At 47.8% G+C, this 26,575-nt stretch carries 20 protein-coding genes, 1 tRNA gene and 1 pseudogene; 12 read left to right on the top strand and 10 right to left on the bottom strand.

The window, feature by feature from the left end:
• The 4 genes and pseudogenes from Tanf_RS11420 to guaA form a co-directional block, all read right to left on the bottom strand.
• A pseudogene (locus tag Tanf_RS11420) lies at positions 1-1,398 on the bottom strand (InlB B-repeat-containing protein); the annotation flags it as partial.
• Positions 1,346-1,702, bottom strand: coding sequence for a hypothetical protein (locus Tanf_RS11415; protein WP_046825943.1), 357 nt, complete (start codon positions 1,700-1,702; stop codon positions 1,346-1,348). The pseudogene Tanf_RS11420 and the gene Tanf_RS11415, both read right to left, overlap by 53 nt.
• Positions 1,703-1,963: 261 nt before the next feature.
• Entirely contained in the window at positions 1,964-2,908 is a 945-nt protein-coding gene (locus Tanf_RS11410) for a YitT family protein (protein ID WP_014223894.1), read from the bottom strand.
• 18 nt (positions 2,909-2,926) lie between these two features.
• Positions 2,927-4,447: a glutamine-hydrolyzing GMP synthase gene (gene guaA / locus Tanf_RS11405; protein WP_046825942.1), complete on the bottom strand. Its 1,521-nt coding sequence runs from the start codon at positions 4,445-4,447 to the stop codon at positions 2,927-2,929.
• A gap of 108 nt (positions 4,448-4,555) precedes the next feature.
• Between guaA and Tanf_RS11400 the strand changes: the two genes are divergently transcribed.
• The 6 genes from Tanf_RS11400 (at position 4,556) to Tanf_RS11375 (ending at position 13,016) form a co-directional block, all read left to right on the top strand.
• A complete protein-coding gene (locus tag Tanf_RS11400) occupies positions 4,556-5,452 on the top strand; it encodes a DUF8429 coiled-coil domain-containing protein (protein WP_046825941.1) in 897 nt (298 codons plus the stop codon).
• A gap of 98 nt (positions 5,453-5,550) precedes the next feature.
• Entirely contained in the window at positions 5,551-6,444 is an 894-nt protein-coding gene (locus Tanf_RS11395; protein ID WP_046825961.1) for a sugar phosphate isomerase/epimerase family protein, read from the top strand.
• 220 nt (positions 6,445-6,664) lie between these two features.
• Positions 6,665-8,611, top strand: coding sequence for a DUF3857 domain-containing protein (locus Tanf_RS11390; protein WP_052449099.1), 1,947 nt, complete (start codon positions 6,665-6,667; stop codon positions 8,609-8,611).
• 18 nt (positions 8,612-8,629) lie between these two features.
• Positions 8,630-10,264, top strand: a complete 1,635-nt coding sequence (locus Tanf_RS11385) for a DUF3857 domain-containing protein (protein ID WP_046825940.1) — start codon at positions 8,630-8,632, stop codon at positions 10,262-10,264.
• 265 nt (positions 10,265-10,529) lie between these two features.
• Positions 10,530-12,038 (top strand): Do family serine endopeptidase, encoded by a 1,509-nt coding sequence (locus Tanf_RS11380; protein ID WP_041590581.1) that lies wholly within the window; start codon positions 10,530-10,532, stop codon positions 12,036-12,038.
• A gap of 117 nt (positions 12,039-12,155) precedes the next feature.
• Positions 12,156-13,016 (top strand): sigma-70 family RNA polymerase sigma factor, encoded by an 861-nt coding sequence (locus Tanf_RS11375; protein WP_014223885.1) that lies wholly within the window; start codon positions 12,156-12,158, stop codon positions 13,014-13,016.
• 147 nt (positions 13,017-13,163) lie between these two features.
• On the opposite strand, the gene Tanf_RS11370 is transcribed toward Tanf_RS11375, so the two are convergent.
• From Tanf_RS11370 to Tanf_RS11345, 6 genes are all read right to left on the bottom strand, one after another.
• Positions 13,164-14,426: a ComEC/Rec2 family competence protein gene (locus tag Tanf_RS11370; RefSeq protein WP_046825939.1), complete on the bottom strand. Its 1,263-nt coding sequence runs from the start codon at positions 14,424-14,426 to the stop codon at positions 13,164-13,166.
• 23 nt (positions 14,427-14,449) lie between these two features.
• Positions 14,450-15,100 carry a ribulose-phosphate 3-epimerase gene (gene rpe / locus Tanf_RS11365; RefSeq protein ID WP_046825938.1) on the bottom strand — a complete coding sequence of 217 codons (651 nt, stop codon included), beginning with the start codon at positions 15,098-15,100 and terminating at the stop codon, positions 14,450-14,452.
• Positions 15,101-15,212: 112 nt separating this feature from the next.
• Entirely contained in the window at positions 15,213-15,392 is a 180-nt protein-coding gene (locus Tanf_RS11360; RefSeq protein ID WP_014223881.1) for a hypothetical protein, read from the bottom strand.
• Between the two features lie 103 nt (positions 15,393-15,495).
• Positions 15,496-16,089: an RNA polymerase sigma factor gene (locus Tanf_RS11355; RefSeq protein WP_014223880.1), complete on the bottom strand. Its 594-nt coding sequence runs from the start codon at positions 16,087-16,089 to the stop codon at positions 15,496-15,498.
• 214 nt (positions 16,090-16,303) lie between these two features.
• Complete coding sequence (locus Tanf_RS11350; protein ID WP_014223879.1) at positions 16,304-17,914, bottom strand: OmpP1/FadL family transporter; 1,611 nt, start codon at positions 17,912-17,914, stop codon at positions 16,304-16,306.
• A gap of 96 nt (positions 17,915-18,010) precedes the next feature.
• A complete protein-coding gene (locus tag Tanf_RS11345; protein WP_046825937.1) occupies positions 18,011-19,363 on the bottom strand; it encodes a hypothetical protein in 1,353 nt (450 codons plus the stop codon).
• Between the two features lie 562 nt (positions 19,364-19,925).
• Here Tanf_RS11345 and Tanf_RS11335 point away from each other — a divergent pair.
• The 6 genes from Tanf_RS11335 to Tanf_RS11310 all read left to right on the top strand — a co-directional run bounded on the left by Tanf_RS11335 (position 19,926) and on the right by Tanf_RS11310 (position 26,550).
• A complete protein-coding gene (locus Tanf_RS11335; protein ID WP_046825935.1) occupies positions 19,926-20,558 on the top strand; it encodes a hypothetical protein in 633 nt (210 codons plus the stop codon).
• Positions 20,559-20,590: 32 nt separating this feature from the next.
• On the top strand, positions 20,591-21,526 hold the full coding sequence (locus Tanf_RS11330) for a DUF4249 family protein (protein ID WP_046825934.1): 936 nt from the start codon (positions 20,591-20,593) through the stop codon (positions 21,524-21,526).
• Positions 21,517-23,646, top strand: a complete 2,130-nt coding sequence (locus Tanf_RS11325) for a TonB-dependent receptor plug domain-containing protein (protein WP_046825933.1) — start codon at positions 21,517-21,519, stop codon at positions 23,644-23,646. Before Tanf_RS11330 ends, Tanf_RS11325 begins: the two co-directional genes overlap by 10 nt.
• 374 nt (positions 23,647-24,020) lie before the next feature.
• Positions 24,021-24,094, top strand: a tRNA-Pro gene (locus Tanf_RS11320).
• 239 nt (positions 24,095-24,333) lie between these two features.
• On the top strand, positions 24,334-24,996 hold the full coding sequence (locus Tanf_RS11315; protein ID WP_014223871.1) for an HAD family hydrolase: 663 nt from the start codon (positions 24,334-24,336) through the stop codon (positions 24,994-24,996).
• Positions 24,997-25,056: 60 nt separating this feature from the next.
• Positions 25,057-26,550, top strand: a complete 1,494-nt coding sequence (locus Tanf_RS11310; RefSeq protein ID WP_046825932.1) for a butyryl-CoA:acetate CoA transferase — start codon at positions 25,057-25,059, stop codon at positions 26,548-26,550.
• Positions 26,551-26,575: the final 25 nt, after the last annotated feature.

Raw genomic sequence — 26,575 nt, 5'->3', positions numbered from 1 at the left:
AACAAAGGTATAACCGGCTTTCGTCGGTGCATGCTGAACTTTCTCCGGCAACGTTTCGATGGTATAGTGCGTCGGATTAGGAGTTGCTGGAGGATTACCGCCATCTAATTCATAACCGATACCGAAGCGTTTGGGAGTCCATTGAGCTGTAGCTTTCAAATCGCCTTGCGTACCCTCAGGGATAATATTATTATCACTTACCTGAGTCCCATCTGCAGTCTTCGTTACCAGCCATTTATTAAACACATAGCCTATACGGGTGGGAGCGTTAAGCGGGATACCTCCGGACGGAATCTCGCTCGTAATATAGCCGGTCGGATTAGCTACAGTCGGAGGGGTGGCAAGAGGCATCGTCTGACCTTTGGGAGAAGATGCCTTATCATTATAATCGTAGGTAATTGCATAGCCTTGCAACACCATCTCGGCCGTAAAGGTCACATCGCCTTTCACATCTACCGTAGTATACCAGTTGGCATCCCCCTCCGGCCCCGATGCTGCGGGAGCAGCCGCTTCACCGTCTTTCAGCGAAGTAAACCCGCCATGTTTCCAGCCTTTAAACTTATACGAAGCACCCGATGGGGTTACCGTCACGCCTGCGGCCGGTTTCGTACCATAATCAATCACTTGATCGTTTCCGTTGGTCAATGCGCCTCCGGCTGCAGGGTCGACGGTGAATTTAACCGTACAAACGGCGCGCTGATGATACGTAGTATCGGTTTGTGAAGTATATTCTTGCGACTCTTCACGCCTCAGACTTAACTGACCGCTTGCAGGTTCCGGTATATCTACTGTCCATTGAGTGGTTACTTTGGCGGTATTTTTCATGATGTTCTGATAATACGCCTGAATCAACGGGGTTTTCAGCTTCGCTTTAAATGTTACGACTTTATTCACTCCTCTGGGAACATTTTCCAACGTCCATTTAATCATACCGCTATTCTCAACTCCGCCTTCGGTAATAGAGCCGGGAACCACTTCAAGTCCTTCGGGAAGCTTATCCTCAATGATCAGAGTGGAAAGAGGTTCACCCTGTGCCCGTAATCCCATACGGGCGGAAGACATCGCTTGACCTCCTCCCTCTTCCTGTGGGGCCGCATTAACCGCTTCGATTTTATATTCGATGATATCTCCAAGAAGCACTTTCACAGGCGCAGCCAATGTCCCATTATTGACCCCACCATCATTCACCGAAGCACTTTTCGTACTTTCAAAGCCGAAACGGACCTCTGTGTAATCACTACATGTTGTAGGTGCAACAGCTCTTGTTTGAGCAGATATGCTACCCGGCATAGGGGAGACTTCCGGCGTGATATAGTCACATACCCAAATACCTAATTCACCGCCTTTATACCCATTGCTGAACTTGTACTGTATACTTCTTAAAAAAAGTTTGCGCATCGGAGGCCGATACGCCGGATTCATTTTCAATAAAATACTCATTGGAAGAGTACCCTTGTGGTCTCAACCGCCATCCGGCAGGAAGTACATAGGTGGCAGTAGCCTGTCTAATATTAAGTCGCACAGACTTGATTAGAAGTCCGTCACTTGCAACAACACTTAAGTTTGGGAAAGTGTAATACACTCCCGAGCCGTCTTTATGCTTGACGGCATTACCTAAGTTTACATTGATAAAACTTTGCGCATGCGACAGCATCACAAAGCCTATCAAAAACAAAAAAATAACAGATAATTTACTTCTCATAATTAAAGATATTTATGTTAATACCCGCAAAGATAGACTCATTAAATGACTTAGATAAATTTAATTAGTTAAAAAAACATAAATATATAGTTAAAATATGTTTCTCTTTTATTTTATTCAACACTGTCGTTGGCCGTTTCCTTTACAGATACAGAGGCGCACATGGATCAAGGGTCTCACTCTACCATCATATCATCGTGTTACGATATAAGTAGTCATGTATAAATGCGAATTAGATTTTCGATTTACGAGAAATCTCTACTATTGCAGAATTTGGGTTGATGCCCCTTTTTCGGCCGGAAGATCAATGGGTTTGTTCTTCTTCACCTTGAGATGGTCAAAACCTTCTCCATAAACCCCGATCACAGCACTCTGTGATATGAAAGCACGAGGATCAATATCGTTGATGATACGGAATATAGTCGTCGATTGGCGTTTTTTGGCCAGCACGAACATCATCTTTTGCGGCTGTCCGGTGTACATCCCGACGGTATCGATCACCGTCACCCCACGGTGCATGGCATTGATCGCGCGGCCAATTTCTTCGTATCGTTTGGATATGATAAAAAACTGCACTGACTGACGAGCACTGTTGACGATCTGATCAAGCATAAAGCTGCATACATATAACGTCACGAAGCCGTAAACCACCTTTTCCCAGTCTTTGAGTACCATGTAACTGGATGTGATGATGATCGTGTCGCAGATCATCATCACCCGCCCCAGCGTAATATCTCTGTATTTGTTGATGATGGCGGCTACGATATCCGTTCCTCCCGCACTGCCGTTGGCCGAGAAAGCAATACCTAACCCGCATCCACAGAACGAAGCTCCCAATACACAGGCCATAAAAGGCTGATTCTGTAACAGTCTCATGCCCTGAGTCACTTCCTGTATGACGGTCAAAGCAGACGTCAGCATAAAAACGCCGTAAACCGTCTTGATACTGAACTTCCATCCCAGGATTTTAATTGAAAGCAACAATAAAAAAATGTTTACCCCGAAATACACATACTGTACTTTCAGTCCGGTAGCGAAATAAACAATGGAGGCAATACCGGGCACACCGCCTGTCATAATATCATTTGGGAGGAGAAACACCGTCCATCCGATACTGTAAAGCACCATTCCCAAAGCAATCATCAGATAGTCTCGCACTTCTCGGGCTATCGCCTGATTCGACGTTATTGACCAAATAGGATTCATGTGGATGTTTTTCTTTTTTTATTCCCACTCAATGGTTGCGGGCGGTTTGGAACTGATGTCATAGACTACTCGGTTCACACCTTTCACCTTGTTGATGATTTCGTTCGACACTTTCGCCAGAAACTCGTAAGGTAGCTGTGCCCAGTCGGCCGTCATAGCGTCGGTCGAAGTCACCGCGCGCAGAGCGATCGTGTTTTCGTATGTGCGTTCGTCGCCCATCACGCCCACCGACCGTATGGGTAGCAGAATGGCACCGGCCTGCCATACCTTATCATACAGTCCCCATTCGCGCAGCAAGGAGATATACACGTGGTCGGCTTCTTGCAAGATGTGCACTTTTTCGGGAGTGATGTCTTCAAGGATGCGTATGCCCAAGCCGGGACCCGGGAACGGATGGCGTTTGAGCAGGTGCGGCATCATGCCTAATTCGGTGCCGACACTGCGCACTTCGTCTTTAAAGAGCAGGCGCAGCGGCTCAACGAGTTTCAGTCGCATCTTTTCGGGAAGCCCGCCCACATTGTGATGGCTCTTGATGACCGTTCCGGTGATGGAGAGCGATTCGATCACGTCGGGGTAAATCGTTCCCTGACCGAGCCATCGAATGCCTTCGAGTTTATGCGCTTCTTCATCGAACACCTCGATAAAATTCTTACCGATAATCTTCCGCTTCTTTTCCGGATCGCTCACACCGGCCAGTTCTCTGTAGAACTTTTCTTTGGCGTCGATCCCGATCACGTTCAGTCCCAGGTGTTCGTAATCTTTCAATACGGTCTCGAACTCATTTTTGCGAAGCAGGCCGTGATCGACGAAAATACACGTCAGGTTTTTGCCGATAGCTTTGTGAAGCAGCACGGCCGTTACGGACGAGTCTACGCCGCCCGAAAGAGCCAGGATTACTTTATCGTTGCCGAGTTTCTCTTTTAATTCATTGACGGTCAATTTGATGAATGAGGCCGGCGTCCAGTTCTTTTTACATCCGCAGATGTTCAGGAAGTTATCCAGCAGCTTCGTGCCGTCGGTCGAATGAAACACCTCGGGATGGAACTGTACGCCCCATGTCTGTTCGCCCTCAATGTGAAAAGCAGCAACTTCCACATCGTCCGTACCGGCAATCACTCGAAACGTTTCCGGCAGGTGAGTGATCGTGTCGCCATGCGACATCCAAACTTGTGTTCCCGCAGTGATGCCTGTCAGCAATGGATCGTTGGTATCGAGTGACGAAAGATGCGCCCGACCGTATTCGCGCGAACCGGCCGATTCGACCTGCCCTCCGCTTGTAGCCGAGAGCAGTTGCGCTCCGTAACAGATTCCCAACAAAGGGTATTGACCGCGAATAGCGCTCAGGTCGGCCTTGAACGCTTCGGGACTATTCACCGAATAGGGACTTCCGGAAAGAATCACCCCTTTGACCCCCGAAGCATCGGACGGAAACTTATTATAAGACACGATTTCGCAATACGTGTTAAGTTCTCTGACTCGACGACCGATAAGTTGCGTAGTCTGCGAACCGAAATCCAGAATGATAATTTTTTCGTACATAATCGTCTAAAGCTGATTTCAGGGCGCAAAGGTAAGAAAAATTGTCATTGACCAATGGTTAATGGCCGAACTTTCTTATCTTTGTCCCCCGAATAGATTGTTTTACGTATGAACTCGGAAGAAAAAGAAATCAGGAAAAAAACATTCTTGATCATGGCCATTGTCATCGTGCTGCTGGCACTCGTCGCCGTGGGTTATGTCATTTACCGCCAGCGGCAGCAGATGGCAGACATGGCTGAAATGTTTGCACTCGAAAAAGAAGAACTTTCCGACGAATATGCCGAACTCTCCCTTCAATACGAAGGATATAAATTCAGTGTAGGCAACGACTCACTCGTAGCGCTGCTGACCACCGAACAGATGAAGGTGCAACGGCTGATGGAGGAGCTTCGTACGGTCAAAGCCACGAATACGCGACGCATTACGGAGTTGAAAAAAGAACTGGAAACGCTCCGAAAGATCATGCGCAATTATGTGATACAAATCGATTCGCTGAATGCTGAAAACGGACGCTTGCGCAACGAAAACGAACGAGTGACCCAGCAATACCGGCAGGCCACGTCGGCAGCAGCACAACTGACGCGCGAAAAAGAAAAACTGACGGAACGCGTCACATTAGCCAGCCGCATGGACGCCACGGCCATACAGGTACGCCCCGTGACCTCGCGAGGTAAGGACGCGAAGAAGATCGACAAAATCGCACAACTCGTGCTTACATTCCACTTGGCTAAAAACATCACTGCTCCGGTGGGCGAGAAAAATATCTATGTGCGTATCATGCGCCCGGACGACGATATTCTGACTAAACCCAACTCCGGCGTATTTGCGTTCGAAAACAGGAATATTTCTTACTCGATGATGAAAACGATCGAATACGAAGGCGAAGAGTTACCCGTAACGATGTATTGGGATGTAGCCGAATACCTCTCTCCCGGAACTTATCGTGTCGATATCTTTGCCGACGGCCACCTGATCGGTCGCAAATCGTTCTCCCTGCAAAATTAAACAACCCATCGCTTTTTGGGGACAATGCTATGCGTGATGTCAGGATTATCTGCTATCTTTGCAAAAAATATTCGTCAAACTTTAAATTATAATTCGTGATGCAAAACAGACGTGACTTTATCAAACGAGCTTCATTATTGCTCGCAAGCGGCATGGTGATGCCGAATTTCTTGTACTCCCGTAACAACGGTATCAATCTTCAGACCGGATCATCCAAATATATCGGTTTGCAGCTCTACTCGTTGCGTGACATGGTCAAAGATGCCGGAATCCGCAAAACACTCGAAACCGTCGCACAAATGGGCTATAACAATCTGGAAACAGCGGCGTATAACGACGGAAAAATTTACGGATTGGAACCGGCTGAGTTTAAGAAGATGGTCGATGATTTGGGAATGAAAGCGACAAGCGCACACCTCGGACACGAACTGAGCGGCGACTACGAAGCCGATATGGCTTGGTGGAGCAAAGCGATCGACACGCACAACACAGCAGGATTCAAATACATGATCATGCCGTGGGCTCCGCTCAAAGGCGAACGGGCTACGCTCGACAATATCAAACGCTACGCCGATTATTTCAGCGAGATCGGACTTAAAACGGCTGCTTCGAGCATCCGGTTCGGTTATCATAACCATGACTTTGAATTCAAAGGCAAGATCGATGGAACGCCCCTGTACGACCTGCTTATGGAGCATACGAGCGCTGACCATGTGTGCTTTGAGCTCGATGTATATTGGGCACAAAAAGGAGGATACGACCCGGTAGAATACATGAAGAAATACCCAAAGCGTATCCAACTGCTCCATATTAAGGACGAAACAGCGATCGGCGTACAGAATGTCGTAGACTACAAAGCCGTATTCGAGCAGGCTTATGCCGCAGGGGGCATTAAAGATTGGTATGCCGAAATAGAACGTTATGACGGCACACCCGAAGAAGATGTTAAGAAAAGCTATGACTTTCTTGCCGCTGCCGACTTTGTGAAGTAAGTAAAAACGAGTTCCGTTTTCAGCCTTGCGGTTATGGGAGTATTGAAATTCGGTCATTGCGTTCCGATATTGCTTTTCCGATAAACAGAATAGGGGATGTGTCAAAAACAAACGAGTGTTTGAGGCACATCCCCTACCTATTTTTTTGTCTCCATTGACTCGTCGTGTAGGGCTGTTACGATGCAATTGTAGGATCGGTACAAAAAATAATATGAGGATGATGAGAAAAATGATTGTCGCGCTGATGGCCGGATGCTGTTTGCCGGTCATGGCGCAAAGCTGGCTTCCCTTCAAAGAACGGGCAGCCGGACAAGCCGAATGGAAAAAACATGAGGCTGTCGCATTGCTCGACAGCACCGGAGTCGTCGTAGCCGATAACGGATCGGGAAGCTTCACGATTCGCCAAGTGGTGCAAGTGAAAAACAAAGCGGGAGCGCTGAAGTACCGGGTGATCAAATACGATTACGATCCGCTGACGGCCTTTGCCGAGTTTAGCCGTGCCACAGTGTACAAGGCCGATGGCTCGCAACGCACCATCGATGTCGCTCAGGCTTGTGACTATGCGGCGCCGGCCCGTGCCATCTATTGGGGAGCACGGCAGATCATGCTGGAAATCGGCGCGCTCGATGCCGGGGATATCATTGATTACGAGATCAGCAAGAAAGGTTTTACCTATGCCCTGCTGGCAGCCGATGACGAGGAGCGTTTTGTTCCTCCCATGCGCGGGCAGTTTTACGATATCGTGCCGTTTTGGGTAACCGTCCCGACTGTTTCGAAAATCTACACCGTAGACATGCCTCGTACGAAGGAAGTACAGTACGAGTTTTATCAGGGCGAATGCCGGTCGTCTGTTCGGCTCTCAGGCGATCGTAAAGTGTTAAGCTTTGCCGTTTCCGACGTACGTCCTTTCGTGAAAGAACCGAATATGGTCGATCTCTTCGATGTGGCGCCCAAGCTGATGATGTCTTCTACGCCCGAATGGAAAGACAAATCGCTTTGGTTCAGCAAGGTAAATGAAGACTACAACAGTTTCGCCGCTGATCCTGCAGCCCAAAAGAAGGTGGACGAACTGTTACGCGGCAAAAAGACCGAGATGGAAAAGATTGCCGCGCTGACCCACTGGGTGGCCGACAACATGCGCTATTCGGGCATCTCGATGGGGAAAGGCGAAGGCTATACGTTGCATACGACGAAGATGAACTTTACCGATCGTTGCGGTGTCTGTAAGGACAAGGCGGCCCTGTTGATCTCGATGTTGCGAATGGCTGGTTTCGAGGCTTATCCGGCCATGACGATGGCAGGGTCACGCATCGAAGCGATTCCGGCCGATCACTTCAACCATTGTGTGACGGTTGTGAAGTTATCGAGCGGACAGTATATCCCTCTCGATCCGACATGGGTACCGTTCTTGCGCGAACTGTGGTCGAGTGCCGAACAACAGCAGCACTACCTGCCGGGTATTCCCGAAGGATCGGGCTTGCTGGAAACGCCGGTATCGCCTCCCGAAAATCATTATTTCAAGCTCTCAGCACGTACTTCGGTCGATGCCGATGGAACGCTACGTGGCGAATTTACGGTTACTGCCGAAGGACAGTCGGACGGTAGCGTGCGCCGCCCTTTCACGCGAGGTTTTATGACCGGTTGGCGGCAAGCCATGGAGAACGAGCTGCTGCAAGTGTCGCCGCAAGCTCGCATGTTGAGCGTCGATTACGGTACGAATCCGAAAGACTACACCGCTGGACCAATACACATCACAATGAAATTCGAAATCCCCGATTACGCGCTTACGGGCGACGGGGTGCTGATGCTCCGCCCTGTCTGCGGACAATTGTATCGGAGTGCACGCACTTACCTGCGCATCAATACGGAGCGGGACGGTCGTCGTTATGCGTTCAAAGACGCCTGCTCGCGTCTGGTCGAACTGAAAGAGACGATGACCGTGCCGGCAGGATATACCATGCGGAGCGAAGCAAGGGAACAGCGAAAAACAAGTGCTGTCGCCGATTTCATCGGTTCGCTGAGTCAGCGAAACAACAAGGTGAATATCAGTCATCAACTGACGTTGCGTAAGCGTGTGTATGACGCGGCAGACTGGAACGGCTTTCGTACAGCGGTCAAAGCGCATAAAGACTTCGCCGACGAATGGTTGATCTTTGAAAGAAAATAAATGTAAATACGATACAGGATGAAAAAATATAATCTGCTGATCATTAGTTTATTCGTTGTTCTTGCAGTCACGGCACAGCCGGAGGCGGTTTTTGACAAAATCGTCAAACAATATACATGGAACAGGGACGGGAGCATGACTTTCCGATACCGGAAAGAATTGAAACTGAACACGCATTTCGCGTTCAATAATTTATACGGTGAAACATTTATCGTTTATAATCCGGAATTCCAGATCCTGAAAATGAACGAGTCTTACACGAAGCAGGCCGACGGAACAGTGATCCGCACACCGGACAATGCTTTCAATGAGGTACTGCCGTCTTTCGCGGCTGACGCTCCGGCATATAATCATCTGCGGGAAATGGTCGTTACCCATACGGGGCTGGAAATCGGCGCCACAATCTGCCTTGATTATACGCTCACTACCCATGTCGGATTCTATCCCTTTCTCGATGTAGCCGAACAGCTGCAGGAGCATTCGCCCGTGAAGGACTATCAAATAGAAATCACGCTGCCTGAGGAAGAGAAACTTACCTACGGACTGAATGCGTTAAAGGGTGAACCGATTGTTCGCCGGCATCATAGCATGACAACGTATGCATGGCACTTCCAAAATATTCCGGCTTTCCCGATGGAATCATATACCGCCGGAAAGGCATCGCCCATGCTTTTCGCTTCGAATGCGGAAGGAGAAAACGGTGTGGCATGGCTCTCGGCAATGAAAGTTGACCCTGAAGCATGTACATCGCTTGTTTCTAAATTGTTGGAAGGCAAGCAGGCGACCGATGAGAAGCGCTCGGAGATTCTCCGTTACGTGGTCGATGAGATCGCCACCTCTCAACTTCCAATCCTCTTGTCGGCCAAAATTCGTCCGCCTGCCGAGGTCTTGCAATCGGCCTACGGTACACCGGCAGAAAAGGCGACTCTGTTGGCCTCCATGCTGATGGCTGCGGGATTAGATGCCGAGATTATGATGAGTTTCCCGTCTTTCGCTACGCCGATAGCCGTCCGTGCCATTTCGGATATTCGAGTGAAATCCGGTGATCATTATCTGTCTCCTTTGCGCAAAGATGCACCCGATCCGGCGCTACGTGCCCGACTCGACCAATTCTGGCAGACGGGAGAAAACGGCGTGGGGCTGATTCAGCTGGATGAAAAACAGATGACCTTAGACTATCAAGCGCACATTGCACTGAATGATACGATGGCTAATGTGAACGGTACCTTGATAAACAGCGAAGATGCGACAGCCCAGGCCGACTTTAGTCGCCAACAAGCACTCCGGCCGAACAACGGTTATGCATTATATACTTTACCGGCTACCGATAAAGGAATTGACACATGGCGGCTACGACTCAACAGTACGCGTACTCAACCGATGGAACTGCCTTGCCGAATCAAAGAGGCGTGCAGCTATACGCTGACGGTTGATGGCTGGGACGTTGAAACACGCCCCTTTCGGAAAGAAATCAGCAATCCGGTCGGAAAAATCAGTTTGACGATGCATCGGGAAGACAACCGACTGATCATTCGTCGCGAGATTGAACTCCAAAAATCGATTATCGAACCGAACGAATATCATGCGTTCCGCTCACTGGTGCTGCTTTGGAAGAACGATGCGTTCCGCACGTTGATCCTGAAGAAAAAATAAAACACCGGAAAGCCTATATTTCAAGAGACTGCGCCATTGGTTGGAGGGGCGTAGTCTCTTTGTTTTTCTGACTGTCAAAATGGCCGATGCGAAGTGTTAAAATGAAGCGAAATCCCTCTTTTTATCGTTAAACGCGGTTAAGTGCCGAATGTAGCCGTTAAAAGTGTTAAAAAATCACCTTCAAAAGGAATAATTGCATCATTTTTGAGTTTCTTTTGTTGTATGAAAGTGTTAAATTTAAACGTTCAACTAAAATATAAGAAGTATGAAAACAATGTGGAAAAAAGGACTGGTCATTGTTTTTGTGGCTGTAGTAAGCTTTGTTACAGCCATTGGCGCAGTGACTTATATGGTGAAGCACAATGCGACAGTACGGGCAGCCTTGGTCGATGACGGTGAAGGAACATTCAAACAACCGTTCCGACTGACAGGCTATCATGCCAATGCGGCAGAAAATACGGATTTCACGTATGCTGCCGATATGGCTGTTCATGCAGTGGTACATATCCGGTCAACAGTCAATGAGCGATCGTCCGGTCGCGGAGAATATTTCGATCCTTTTGAGTTCTTTTTCGGGAACGGACGGGGTTTTCAGGAACGCACGCCGCGTCCTCGCTCGGGTTCGGGGTCAGGAGTCATTATCTCGACCGATGGATATATCGTGACAAACAATCACGTAATCGAAAATGCGGACGAACTCGAAGTAACGCTGAATGACAACCGGAAATTTCCGGCTAAGATTATCGGTACGGACCCCAATACGGACATCGCACTCATCAAGATTGAAGCGAAAGATTTAAAAACCCTGTCGTTTGGCGATTCCGAACAACTCAAAGTCGGCGAGTGGGTGTTAGCCGTGGGGAACCCGTTTAACCTGACCTCGACCGTGACAGCCGGTATTGTCAGTGCCAAGGGACGCGCCATCATGTCGGGCAGCACGAACCTGAATAAAATCGAGTCGTTTATTCAAACCGATGCAGCTGTCAATGCAGGAAACAGTGGGGGGGCATTAGTGAATACGAAAGGAGAATTGATCGGAATCAATACGGCCATCTATTCGGAAACCGGTAATTTTGCGGGTTATTCTTTTGCGGTGCCCATCAGCATCGCTGGCAAAGTCGTCGCCGACCTGAAGCAGTACGGCACCGTACAGCGTGCCATCCTTGGTGTTGTCATACAAAACGCTCAGGCAGCAAGCCAAAATGACAAAAAGGTGAAAGAATTGGAAGGTGCTTATGTGGCAGAATTTGCTCAGCGCAGCTCGGCGAAGGAGGCCGGTGTCGAAGTAGGCGATGTGATTACATCGGTCAACGGTGTGCGTATCCGCTCCAATAATGCTCTGCAGGAGCAGATCAGTAAATATCGTCCGGGCGATAAAGTCAAACTCGAAGTAAACCGTTACGGATCAATCAAAAATTTTACGGTGGAACTGCGGAATTCACAAGGTGGAACAGAGGTTGTAAAGAAAAATGGCGATGCAGCCGAAATGCTGGGAGCTGCTTTCCGCGAACTGAGTGATGCACAGAAGAAAGAATACGGGGTAAGCTACGGCATTGAAGTCAACGGTATCGGCAAAGGGAAGGTACAGGATGCCGGTATTCGGAAAGGATTTATCATTATGGTCGTGAACGATCAGAAGGTTTCGACCCCTGAAGATTTATACCGGATCGTAGAACGCGTACAAAAAGGCTCATCCGAAGAGCAAGGCTTGTTTATCAAAGGATTTTATCCGAACGGCCGGACACAGTTTTACGCGATCAATCTCTCCGAATAAACTCATCGGTCGGTGAGATTGTTATAGCGTTATAAAATGATAAAAACATAGGGGCTGACATATCATACGCAAAAAAACAGTATCTTTGCACCCCCATGTTTTTCAACTATTCATTGAATGAGACAGTTAAAAATTACAAAATCCATTACCAATCGCGAAAGCGCTTCGCTGGATAAGTATCTTCAAGAGATTGGTCGAGAAGATCTGATCACCGTCGAAGAGGAAGTAGAGTTGGCACAAGCCATCAGGAAAGGTGATCGGAGAGCGTTGGAAAAGTTGACTCGGGCGAATCTGCGTTTTGTGGTATCTGTTGCAAAGCAATATCAGAATCAAGGACTTAGCCTACCCGACTTGATCAACGAAGGCAATCTGGGACTGATCAAGGCTGCAGAAAAATTTGACGAGACGAGAGGATTCAAATTCATCTCGTACGCCGTATGGTGGATTCGTCAATCGATCTTGCAAGCATTGGCCGAGCAGTCACGTATCGTACGTTTGCCGCTCAATCAGGTAGGTTCGCTGAATAAAATAGGCAAAGCCTTTTCCCGATTCGAGCAAGAGAACGAACGGAAGCCTTCTCCCGAAGAACTTGCCCAGGAACTGGATATCCCGGTGGATAAAATTTCGGATACGCTCAAAGTGTCCGGACGTCATATCTCCGTGGATGCACCGTTTGTTGAGGGTGAAGACAACAGCCTTTTGGATGTATTGGTGAACGATGATGCTCCGAATGCGGATGGAACGTTGATGAACGAATCGCTCTCAAGAGAAATCGACAGGGCGCTTGCTACGCTGACCGAACGGGAAAGTGACATCATTAAGATGTTTTTCGGTATCGGATGCCAGGAGGTAACATTAGAAGAGATCGGCGATAAATTCGGATTGACCCGTGAACGTGTCCGCCAGATCAAGGAAAAAGCAATTAGAAGGTTACGGCAAGGAACGCGCAGCAGGCTACTGAAAACGTATTTAGGTTAAGGAAAAGAGAGGGCTTGCATCGATTAGAGCAATTACTTTCTTCTGAAAAAGTCTCGGACGTGCAGTGCATTTCCGGGATTTCTTTTTTTGAGAGGATAAGACGACGATATGAATCATAAAACAAAACAATCGTCAGATAGAGCATTGTCACCCCTTGATAATTTGCCGACACAACAGAAGCAGGAGGAGGAATAGTGCGGCGAACAAGAAGCCGTTTTTCTTCGAACGGAGAAAGCCAATGATCAGAAATAGCATACCATAGGCTCCGAGAAGCGCAATCCCATCAAAACGCAGTGTAAACGTAGCTCCCGGTATCTGACAGAAACAATTCACCATCCGCATCATGCCATGCGTCAACTGTTCGATCCATGATTGCAGCACGGTTGTTCCGGAAACGGAGACAGGGAGCAGTATCCAGATCAGACATAAAGGGATCAGCAAGGTGGCGATGAGCGACAAAAATAAGTTAGTAAACAGGAAAACGGTCGAGCTCTGCCCAAAGTAATGGCAACAAAGCGGGAAGGTCCCGATTTGAGCCGCAACGGTAACAGTCAATATTCCCCAAGGAACGGTGATCAATGGGTTTCGGATTGGAAGCAGGCGGAATAAAGGAGGTTGAACATACAGAATGAAGAAAACGGCTGTGAAGCTTAACTGAAAACCTGCATTGAACAGATAGAACGGATCATAAACCAACATCAGCAGTGCGGCTGCCGCAAGCGTGTTATATTTGTCCGGTGACCGAAGAAGCACCTGTCCGGTCACGAAGATCGTTAACATCAGGGTGGCACGTACCGCCGGAGGAGAAAATCCCGATATCGCAGCAAATGCCCACATCAAGATCATCATCAGCACATACCGAAGCCATCGAAAGAATGATCGGTCAGGGAAAAAGGAAAAACAGACCCCTAAGAACCCACATACGATGGCCACATGAAATCCGCTGACCGAAAGCAAATGAGCAACGCCTGTGATCGAGAAGCGATTGCGTACTTCGCGTGTCATCGCCTGCCGGTAGTTGACCGTCATCGTTGCCAGTACTGCTTTTTCGCTGTCCGACAGTTGCAGCCGGTTTATTTTCTCTACTACTCGAAGTTGTATTTTCTGTGCTTTCTCTTGCAATCGGGAGGTAGGCGGAGTTTCTGATAACCGATGCTCGGCCAAAGCGGTCGCCTGAATGGCCAGAAAAACGAAGCAACAGGCAATCAGTGCACCTCCGATCCAGCGAGCATCATATAAATATGGGGAATTTCTTCGCTTGGCAAAAAAAGAAAGAAATACAGACAGAAGAATCGGAAACAATAGCACCAACGACCAACGTTCGAGCGGAAAACAAATTTCTATCCATATTCCTGTGATCCAGAAGAAAAGCGGCCTCACAAAAGGTCGCCTCTGTATCTCTTCCATCATAAAAAAGGAGACATAAGATCAGATTAGATAGCCTTTAACTCGCGAATGGTCTCAATCGGATTCGAAGACTTGAAGATAGAACTTCCTGCCACCAGCACATCGGCGCCGGCATCGAGTAACGGACGGGCTGTTTCCTTATTCACCCCACCATCGACCTCGATGAGCGTCGGTAATCCTCGAGCTGTAATCATCTGTTTGAGCTTGGCTACCTTGAGCACCGAATGTTGGATGAATGACTGAGCGGCATAGCCGGGATTAACCGACATGAGCAACACCATATCCACATCCTGAATAATATCTTCGAGCAGCCCTGTCGGCGTATGCGGATTCAGCGTCACACCGGCTTTCATGCCGGCATCTTTGATTGCATGAATCGTACGGTGCAGATGGGTACATGCCTCATAGTGTACATTCATCATGTATGCACCTGCCGCTGCCACTTCGCGGATAAACTTCTGGGGCTCTATAATCATCAAGTGCACATCCATCGGCTTCTTACATACTCCTTTCAGGGCATCCAATACAGAGAAACCAAACGAAATGTTCGGTACGAATACTCCGTCCATCACATCCAGGTGAAGCCAGTCGGCATCGCTCCGGTTAATCATTTCGATATCGCGCTGCAAATTCAGAAAATCGGCAGATAATAAGGAGGGGGCAATCTTATGACTCATGACTGATTCGTTATTTTTTGCAAAGATAGCAAAAACGAAGGAATTGTAACAGAAAAACACAGTCGGTTAACATTTAACCGACTGTGTTTTCTAAAACGAGTGATAAAGGGATTCAATTCATAACAAACGAACCTAAGCTGTCCGTTCCTAATTGGGGCTCATAGGCATAAACCCTTGCAAACTGGCGTATCCACTCCAAAGTGCTCTGACGCGGCCCGGAATTTTCACCCTTCCTCTCCTTTACTTTCATATCCCGGTTCTCGTTTGCAACATACGGTGTAATCATTTTCATAGGCATTCTTCTTTTTATCGTACTGTAAAAAGAACGAAACCTAAGATGAAATATTGTTTCCCGCCCGTTTGTTTTCTGCAAACGTATGGAAGCCACAAGAAAGTTATGCGATCGAAAGTTCGATCCGGTTTTCTTCCGCCATCCGACGCATGTTCAGAATTGCATAGCGCATCCGTCCCAACGCCGTATTGATGCTTACTCCCGTACGATCTGCGATTTCTTTGAAACTCATGTTTTGATAGTAGCGCATCTCCAGCACTTCACGTTGATTGTCCGGCAGATATTCCACCATTTTTTTTACATCGGAGAATACCTGAGTCTCCACCATAGCATCTTCAACCGTCTTCTCGCAGAGACGCATATCGTTGAACAGATCAACCTCCACCTCATCGTTGGAGATCGTATTTTCATTCCGTTCCTGACGGAAATGGTCGATAATCAGGTTGTGTGCGATGCGAGTGATCCAGGCCTTAAACTTACCGTTTTCCGTATAACGGCCCTGTTTGATCGTTAGGATCACTTTCACAAATGTTTCCTGAAAAATGTCTTCCGTCAAATCGCGATCACGTACGATATAGTAGATATACGAGTGCACACTGCTTTTGTAACGGTTCAACAATACATCAAATGCAATATTATTTCCTTTTGCATACATCACGACCAACTCTTCGTCGGCCATCGATTTTAAATTTTTCATTACGTCCTAAAGATTGATTTCAGAGTAATGTCTATGCAATAGGCAATTCGAATTTTTTAGAATGATACGTTTTATTTTTTTTACGGGGGCAAAGGAAAGAAGAAATACGGAAGTGACCAAATTTTTATCTTAAAATATTCCCCGTTTCGTATCTTTTTGTACAAAACGGGGAATCAAGGGGATGAAATCATCTTTTCGGACGATTCCTTGTTCCTCAAAACTTATAACCGAGGGTCAATGCCAATCTTGTCGTATTGGCTGTTACTTTGGCAGGCTCGGCATTCACCGGCTTGATATGATATCTGGCATCTTTGATAAAAACGTTAGAGAACGGATACAGATCTTCTTGTTGTGTCCGGTAGATACATGCCAAATCCATGTAGAAATTCGGTGTGAAGCGATATCCTAATCCTGCCGTATAATAATGGGTCTGCCCGGCGATCGTATAATGCGTTACCGTACCGGCAGTAAATACTTCCTGCTTCCCCAGCGTTAATGTTTCTTGCATGGGAGACGGTTGCCATACATAACCGCCTCGTATTGCAAACTGAGGAGTAACCCGGTATTCCGCCCCGACTTTAAGTGTCTGACCTATCTTGAAATCCCGTTTTACCTGCATTGTAATATCGTCGTAGTATTCTGTCGCATCTTCATTGCCCAAACGCATCGCTTTGTAATTGGTCAATTCATAATCGACGCTGATAAGTGCCGATGTGCCGATAATTCCTGCCATACTGAAAATCCACCGGTCGGGCGAACGATACGAATAATGGAATGTTCCGGTAGGAGTTTTTCCTTCCATTTTAGGCTTGTCTGTATAAGCCTTGATATAACTCTCGCCCCGGGCATATGCAAAATCCGTCATTTTATACCATTTGGGCGAATTGTATGCGACACCAAAGCGGAAAGCCTGTGCCGGACGAACAATGACTCCCGTATTCAGCGAATAACCTGTTCCATTCGTTTCCAAAGCGTTTTCCATAAACAAATAATCGCCCCCACCGAAGTCCTCATCATGTTTCGAGTATAATCGGTAGTTGATATCGGAAAGTCCCAATGTCGCTCCTAAAAAAACGTAATCGGAGATGTTCAGCGAAGCCGAAAAATTATACTCACTGATCCAGCCGCTTTCCCGGATATTCATCATCGCTTCTTTCGGTGAAGCAGGGTTCCAGATGCCGCTTCCGTCATATTCACCGAAACCGCTGTGATATACGTCATTCCACTTGTACTTGGTGCCGAAGAAACCGGATTGGTATCCCAGAATAGACAGCCAGTGAGCGCTTAGTTTCGAATTCTGATAAGGATCATTGGCCTTCAAGTCTCTTTCCGGAATTCCGCCATCTTTGCGTGCATTCGTTGCCATCGCTGCCGTATAGTCCGCTAATGAATGTTTCGGATTGCCGACGGCCTGATAAGTACGGTAAAAATTCTTCACCCGGTGGTATGAAACACCGAAGTTCCACCCTTTTATTCCCGTATCGTATCCTGTGGGAAAATATCCGACATACGACAAATTGTCGAAATTGAATCGCGTGCGGTTTTGTGATCGATTGATCCCGGTCCAGTTTGACGACATATTGGCCATCGACAGGTTCAAGGTGGCTTGCACCTCCGAACTGCGATATACACCGAGTCCTGCGGGGTTATGAGACATGACGGACATGTCTCCACCCAAAGCGCCGAAGGCTCCGCCCATACTCATCGATCGCGCCGTGCCGTTTAGTTCCGTCTGCGAAAAGCGATAGGCGTCCATCTCACCCTGTGCAAACAACCATCCGCTGCTTAAAACCATTATGCCTATATACCATCCTTTTTTGTTCATCGTTTTCCTTTTTTTTGTTCGAATATGGATTAAGGGTGCAAGATGCACCCTTAAGATTCTATCTGTCTCGTATGTATTTTTCTGAAATGGCGTGTTTTATCGCCGGCCGCCGCCCGACCCCGAACGGTTACTGCTGTTTCCGCCGCCGCCGCCATAGCTTCCGCCACTCGAACGACTGCTGCTTCCGCCAAAACTGCTACCGCTGTTATAACTTCCGCTCGAACGTGTACTGCTACCGCCGCTATAGCTGCTCGAACGACTGCTTCCGCCCGAATAGCTGCCACCTGCCGAGCGACTGCTCCCGAAGCTGCCGGAGCGACTGCTGCCCGAATAACTCCCCCCCGTGTTGCCGCGCATGCTCGAGCCTCGATCGCCCGAGTAAGCATCGGAACTGCGAGTGGTACGTGTGGTACGCATACTGCTGCTGCGGTTTGAGCTGCCCGAATACGGATCATAACCCGAGCGGCTGCTGCCCGATGAACGGCTACTGCCGTAACTGCCCGAGCGGCTGCTGCCTGCATACCCATCCTCCGAGCGTCCGGAACGACTTGAACGACTCAGCGAGCTCGAATTCCGGCCCGACCGGTCGCTGCTACGCATCGATGAACTTCGGTCGGAAGAGTACCTGTCTCCGTATGACGAAGAACGCGATGAGGCAATCCCGTCACGTGAGGAAGAAGAGGTACGGTAGCTGGTTGAGCGATTGCTGCCTACCGTCATCCGGCCATGCCCATAGCTTGGCCCCCCCCAACTGTAATAGCTGTCTGTGTAATACGGATAGTAAGGGTAGTGATAGCAGCTCCAGCAGCCACCGTAATACCCTCCGTACCACGGATCATACCACGGATCGTACCAGCCGGCATAAAAACCGCCCCAACCCCAGCCGAAGCTCCAGCCCCAATAAGGACGTCTCCATCGCCACGAATAAGGCGAGTAGTAAGACCACGGATCATACCACGAATACCAGCTATCCCATCCGTTGCCGATGTTCACATGGATATTCACATTGGATTCCCCGTCGGAATAATCGGTGTCGTATCCGTAGGAATAATAGCCGTCACTCAGATTCAGTTCCACATTATCTGCTCCGGCAATGGTGATTTTGCTGGGCGAATGATAACGAACAATACGTTCCGAATATTCATTGTCCGAACGGCGTTCCTGCACTTGAATCGTATCGTCTGTCATGTCATCATAAGCTTCGTCCGCTCTTTCGTTGTACCGGCGATTATATGCATCTACATCCATCTCTGTGATCGATCGCTGCCTTGCAGTTGTCCTTGAATCGGAAGATGCATAGGCGGATGACGTATTCTGACGACTCGTTTTCTCCTTTTTCTTTGTCTTCCCGGAAGAGAAATACACGTCATCGTAAAACTCTTCCTGCGCCATTGCACCGAATGCTAACGTAAGCATTACCATGATGGAAGTTAATTTCATTGTTTTCATATTCGTTTCTCCTCTTATGTTTAGTTTATATATTTATGTCCGTTGTCACTTGATGATTAGACCTGATTTTACCGCTAAAGTTTAATGTCTGTCTGTCTTTATTACGATATAAAACGCATTTTTTGAAAGCAAACATACGGTTTTTCCGTATTCCAAGCAAATGAATTAGAATATTTAACATAATCCATTGAGATACGGTTTTATAAGTATGATGCAAAAGAGGAATAAATGTGGCGGTAACGGATCGCTTTTTATGTTTATTTAAGAATGATGGTGCCAAGTCAGAGAAAGAAAATTTCTCTCTTTTCTTGGTGAAATTATTAATAAAACATAAATTTCAGCCTTTTTCGAAGAGAATGATTTTTTACCGGATAGGGGTAAAAAAACTTCTTTTTTTTAGCCAATCCGTAAAATCGGTAAAAAACATACACGAAAATCCATTTATCCGTAATGATTTCTTATTTTCATATCGTATGCATATCTATTCTCAAAATTTGGAATGCAAGGTCTTTGTATTACTTTTGTTCTTTTATTTGCAAAAATGTATCTATTTTGAATTATCATGATAAAAATAAAAACAACTCTTCTCTTCCTCTTTCTTCTTTTTTTATCCTTGCCTGTTGGAGCGCAGACGCAGACCGGCTTGTTGGTGGGAGGAGGTTCGGGCAGTTTCAGTTATGGCGGTATCAAGGCAAGATATGAGAATATGACCCTTAGAGACGTCGATTACAAACTGAACGGATTCGTAGGTTATCGCTTTCGTTTGCATCCGTTTACTTCGTGTAAGGCATTTGTCGATCTGGATGCTTCCGTCGGGGTAAAATCATGGGATTACCTGTATCGCCCGATTCTAAAGCAGCAACCGTCCGACAACCCGCAGGTCGGTGGAATCTATTTTCTATCATCGTCCGCCTATGCCTGTTTCGCTTCATTGGGAGGAACTATCAACTATCCTGTTTATAAAGGATTGAGTGTGGGGGCAGGTGTGGAGCCGGTCTACTATTTCGCAGGTTATGAAAAGGAGGATATGAAGCATCCGTTCGATGTGCTGTTTGTCGGAAAAATAGCATATAACTTAAAATTCATGGAGTTAGGGATCAGCTATAAACACGGTCTTTCGAATGTCATCGAGACGAAAGACTTCACCTCCGGGAAATTCCGTGACTGGCAGGTGTCCGTATGGATTCCCTTCTAAGTCACCACACCGATTCATTGCATAAAATAAAAATGAGAGAGAACCTTTTTTGGGGCCTGATCGGACTGTTTGTGAGCGCCTGTTCGGTGAATTACGATATACCGCCGTCGTCGGTGACGGAGGCGGAGCGTATCATTGTAAACAGCTATCTGAATCCGTCGGACTCGATTCGGGTGAGGCTGCACAAATTAACACATTCGGAGAAAGGCTATGCCATACACGCTTTGACGGGAGCGCATATCGTTTTGCAAGAAAACGATGCGCTACTGTTCGATGCCGTCTGTACGGATTCCGTGTTGCTGTTGCCCAGGCATCCGCAGGCGGGAGCGACTTATTCGATCCGGGTAGCTTATGCCGGTCTGCCGGAGGTCCGGGCGCATACCCGTGTGCCGGCTTCAATCCGCTGTACGGCCGCATATTCGTCCGGAGGTTACAGACAACTTGTCCGCTTGACCTCTTTCGATATCGCCCGGTGCGAAGACGAGAGTCTTTGGATAACCGCCTACCGGCAACGGCAGGATACGGTGATCGATCAATACTCCGATTTATATGCCAATAACGGATTGATCGACATGGTGAACCGTCAGGTCGGTACGGGCATGATCAACGAGCAAGTGGGCGCGATGTATCATATCGGCTTTCTGCGAGTCAAGCATAAGAATCTGTCGGCTCTGACCGAGCTTGTCTTTGCTCCGGTCTATGCGTCGAGCGGAAGGGATACCGTCCGGAGGCCCGAACCGGACAGAATACGGGTCAAGTTAATCACGGCAACTCCCGAATACGACCGGTATAACAAAACGCTGTATGAACAAAAAACGATGATCGTTACGGAAGACGATATCTCATCGATTTTTTACAAGCCTCAGCCCGTATACGGCAATGTGGAACAGGGGCTCGGTATATTTGCGGGCATGAACGAAGAGAATTACGTATTTGATTTGCCTAAGAGGGAAACGATATGGCCATGAAAAGAATCGGTTTGTTTTTTCTTCATAGTATCGTGTCCGGTTTTGTCTCGGCGCAACAACCTGTCGTTCCGACCGACAGCACGGCGGCGTCAGAAATCAGAAGGCAGGTCTTGCTCGATGAGGTAGTGGTGGAAGCGCGAAGCAGGAACATCGACAGTCGGGGATTGGGCAATATGCGAATCAATACGAATCTGCTGAAGGTCGCTCCGCTTTTTCTCGGCGAGCGCGACGTGATCAAGACATTGCAATTTCTTCCCGGCGTGTCGGCGGGTATGGAGGGCTCTTCCCAACTGAACATCCGCGGAGGCACGAACGATCAGACGCTCTACCTGACAGACGATGTGCCGATATATAATCAGAATCATACGTTTGGCCTCTTTTCCATCTTCAATGCGGATGCCATCCGTACGGCAGAAATCTATAAGGGAGGTATTCCGGCACATTATGGCGATAAGTTGTCGGGGGTGGTTTCGGTCGATGCGAAAGAAGGAGACTTCGGGAAGTACCGGCATTCGGTATCGTTGGGGCTTCTTGCCGGTACGGCAGCCTCCGAAGGTCCGATCGTCAAAGACCGGTTGAGTTATCTGATTGCGGGCCGACGTTCTTTTCTCGATTTGCTGCTTAACGGTTTGATGTCGGTCATCGATCAACGTCAAGCCGGCTATCCGATGGTTTCTTTTGCCGACTTGAACGGTAAACTTACCTGGAAACTCAACGACAGCCATCAACTATCGTGGCTCTTTTATTACGGTTACGATGATATGGGAGGAACGAATAAGAAACATAAAAAATATTCGGAAGAGAGTTCTTGGGAGAAGTTCGGCTATGGCTGGAAGACGCTCACCACATCGCTCCGTTATCAGGCGCGGCTCAAACAAGGTCTGTCATTATCCGGTCACACCTATTACACCGGACTGAACAACTTCAATTATTACAGGAACAAACAAGAATCTCCGGAATCGAAACAGGAGCTGAAAAATGAAAATGCCTCGCGTATGAACGAATTGGGGGCGAGGTTCTTGTTAAAGCATGAGATCGCGGACCATCACACGTTTTTTTACGGATGGGAAGGGGCTTATCAACGATATATGCCGGATTACGTATATAAATCGCTCAACAAGCACAAATCCGTATATCATAGCGATCATCTGACACTTTTTAAAACATCGGCCTATGTGTACGATGAGTTCAAGTACCGGAAATGGCTTTTCAGCGCAGGGCTTCGCGCCTCGTTGTATCGCAGCGAAAACATCAGTCGGTTTGCTTGGGAGCCGAGGTTGAAAATAAACACATTTATCGGCGAGAAGGACAAACTGATGCTGGCTTACGACCGAATGTATCAGCCCGTACATACGATCAATGAGATCGATTATAATGCAAAGACGGACTACTGGGTGCCATTTCGCGAAAATATTTTGCCGCAATCCGACCAAATATCCGTCGGCTGGAAAAATTATACGAACGAGCATCTGACGCTCTCGATTGAGGCTTACTACAAAAGCATGCGGAATCTTCTGTTGATCAGAAACCTGGAATATTATTTGGACGCTCATTCGGATTATGCACAGGGAAAAGGCGTTTCGATGGGGGTAGAGTTTATGGCCGAATATGGTCGAGGGGCGTTTACCGGATGGGTGTCGTATACCTTGTCACGATCGCGACGCACGTTTGGAGGTCGTTCGTATCCGTTTAAATACGATGCGCCTCACGACTTATCGGCTTTTGCCGGATACGTAGTACGCAGGAAGCCCACGAATACCCATACGCTATCCCTGCAAATGCAGTTTAAAAGCGGTTATCCCTATTATGTTCCCGAAGTATCTTACCCGGGTATGGGCTTACCTACGTTCCCGAACGGATACATCGAAACGAATGGAGATTTGTTTGAAGTTCATCATGTTCCGCCTTATCCGAATATCCGGCTGAAAAACTATTTCAGGGCCGATATCAATTATACGGTCGAAAGGAAATTGAAACACGGCGGGCTGACGTGGCAGTTTTCGTTGTTGAACGTAACGAACCGCGCTAATCCGTATGCCGTCTATAAAAAAGACGGGAGGTATAAGGCTTTCGTGTTGATACCTGTCCTCCCGTCCATATCGGTCAAAAGAAGCTTTTGAATTTTTATTAGGTTCCGATGGGTTGCTTTCGTATTGCGTTTTTCTATTGCCGAAATAGCGTCCATACATGCCCTCGGATGCCAAGCCGAGACCTGTACCGTGAGCATGCAGATCGTTCATGTCGTCTGTATAACCGGAAGAAAAGCAGCATCTTCCAAGAACGAAAAACCTCGCTGTGATAAAACGGCTTCGCGAGATGAAGAGAAAGACGTAGGATACTGTTGGGAAAAGCGTGATGTAATCGCCGAGAGCGGTCATCCATTTCGGCTTGTTAAGGCAGGATTTATACGGGAACACGAATTTTTGATTATCGGAAAAGAGAAAAAAATTTTGCAGGTTGTGAAATCTTTGTACCTTTGCAGCCGAAAAAAATACGGGATGTAGCACAGTTGGCTAGCGCGCCACGTTCGGGACGTGGAGGTCGGACGTTCGAGTCGTCTCATCCCGACTATTTAAGGGGCTGTTTCAAAATGAGGCAGCTTTTTTTTATGATGAAGATAGTTCTCGTTATGGTTTCCGGACGATCGTCTGCTTTTGATTGTAAATGGTATTTATGATGTTCGATTAGTCGTATGCAAGTCTGTTCAAATGGAGCCGAGCAGCCTGAAACTGGCGGGAGAGTCGACCGTTAAAAAAGATGATCACGTACCTTTGGCCGGTAAAAAAATCAAACGATAATAGTTATATATGAGAAGAATACAATCGGTTATATTCGATCTTGACGGTACATTGCTGAATACGGTTGCAGACCTTGCATACAGTACGAATTATGCTCTTCGGCAGAGGGGGTTCCCGACACACCCAGTTGAAGCCTACAAATCTTTTGTGGGGAATGGCATCAACAAACTGTTTGAGCGTGCACTGCCCGAAGGGGAAAAGACGCAGGACAATATTCTGCGTGTCCGCGAAGTTTTTCTCCCTTATTACGATGAACACAATGCGGACTATACGTCTCCTTACGATGGCATCTCATACCTGCTTAAGGCTTTGCAGGAGCAAGGCATCATACTGTCGGTCGCATCGAACAAGTATCAGCGTGCAACGGAAAAGCTTGTACGTACTTATTTCCCGGACATCCGTTTTGCAACCGTTTTCGGTCAACGTCAAGGGGTGCCGGTCAAGCCCGACCCGACGATTGTGCACGATATTTTGAAAATCACCGGCCGGTCGGCAGCCGAGACGCTTTATGTGGGGGATTCGGGGGTGGATATGCAAACAGCAGCAAACGCCGGGGTGACGTCCGTGGGCGTGACATGGGGATTCCGTCCTCTTAGCGAGTTGAATGCGTGTGGCGCACAGCATGTGGCAGACACGGTAGAAGAAATCCTCCGGATCATTGCCCCGGTCTGATATTATTGCTATCTTTGCCCCCATAAGAACATTAACCCATAAATAATAAAGAAGAATATCATGTCATTTAAATTCATCACGGCCGAAGAGGCTGCCTCGTATGTAAACAACGACGACCATGTCGGATTCAGCGGATTTACGCCTGCAGGCTGTCCGAAAGTTATTCCGGAAGCCATTGCCCAAAGAGCGGAAGAAGAGCATCGTAAAGGAAATCCTTTTCAGATCGGTATGTTTACCGGTGCATCGACCGGCGACCACCTTGACGGAGCCTTGGCACGTGCCCGCGCCGTTAAGTTCCGTACCCCTTATCAGTCGAATAAGGATATGCGCGCTCTGCTTAATGCCGGCGGCGCTCACTATTTCGACATGCATCTTTCCGAGTTGGCGCAGTCGCTGCGTTACGGGTTCTTAGGCAAAGTGGACGTGGCGATTGTAGAGGCTGCCGAAGTGACCGAAGATGGTGAAATCATCCCCACCGAAGGGGTCGGGATTGTCCCGACCGTCTGCCGTCTGGCCGATAAGATTTTGATTGAGTTGAACCGGTTTCATCCGAAAGAAATCCGTGGGATGCATGACATTTATGAGCCGGCTGACCCGCCGATGCGCCGCGAGATTCCGATCTATCAACCCTCCGACCGTATCGGCAAACCGTATGTTAAGGTTGACCCGAAAAAGATTGTCGGGATTGTCGAGACGAAGAACGAGCCGGACGGAAGTACTTTTGCCCCGCTGGATGACGTGACATTAGCCATCGGACGTAACGTGTCGAACTTTTTAGTGAACGAAATGAAAGCCGGACGTATCCCGGCATCGTTCCTGCCCCTGCAGAGTGGGGTCGGCAATGTAGCGAATGCCGTACTCGGATGCATGGGAGAGAATAAGGAAATTCCCGCATTTAATATTTATACGGAGGTGATTCAGGATGCCGTAATCAAGTTGATGGAGGAAGGACGTGTCATGTTTGCAAGCGGCTGTTCGTTGAGTGTCAGCAAGGAAGCTTTGAAAGAAATCTATTCGCGCCTTGACTTCTTCAAGGATAAGCTTCTGCTCCGTCCCGAGGAGATTTCAAACAATCCGGAGCTCGTGCGCCGTATGGGATTGATCACGATCAATACCGCACTCGAAGCCGATATCTTCGGAAATATTAATTCGACCCACGTACTGGGTACGAAGATGATGAACGGGATTGGCGGGTCGGGAGACTTCACGCGCTCGGCATACCTTTCGATCTTTACTACGCCTTCGACGGCGAAGGATGGAAAAATCAGTGCTTTTGTGCCGATGGTTTCGCACCTCGATCATAGTGAACACTCTGTGAAAATTATGATTTCCGAATACGGGGTGGCCGACCTGCGCGGCAAGTCGCCGATACAGCGTGCACACGAAATCATCGACAACTGTGTACATCCCGACTATCGCCCGCTGCTGAATGATTATCTCAACATGGGCATAAAAGGACATACGCCGCAGAATCTCGACTGTTGCTTTGCATTCCATAAAGAGTTTGCAAAAAGCGGAGACATGCGTAACGTGAAGTGGACATCGTATATCTGATAAAAATAACCTATCTTTGCCATGC

Source organism: Tannerella forsythia, from assembly GCF_001006485.1.
Classification (GTDB): Bacteria; Bacteroidota; Bacteroidia; order Bacteroidales; family Tannerellaceae; genus Tannerella; species Tannerella forsythia.
The sequence above is the reverse complement of the archived record's forward strand: the minus strand, read 5'-3'. Positions and strand labels throughout refer to the sequence as shown.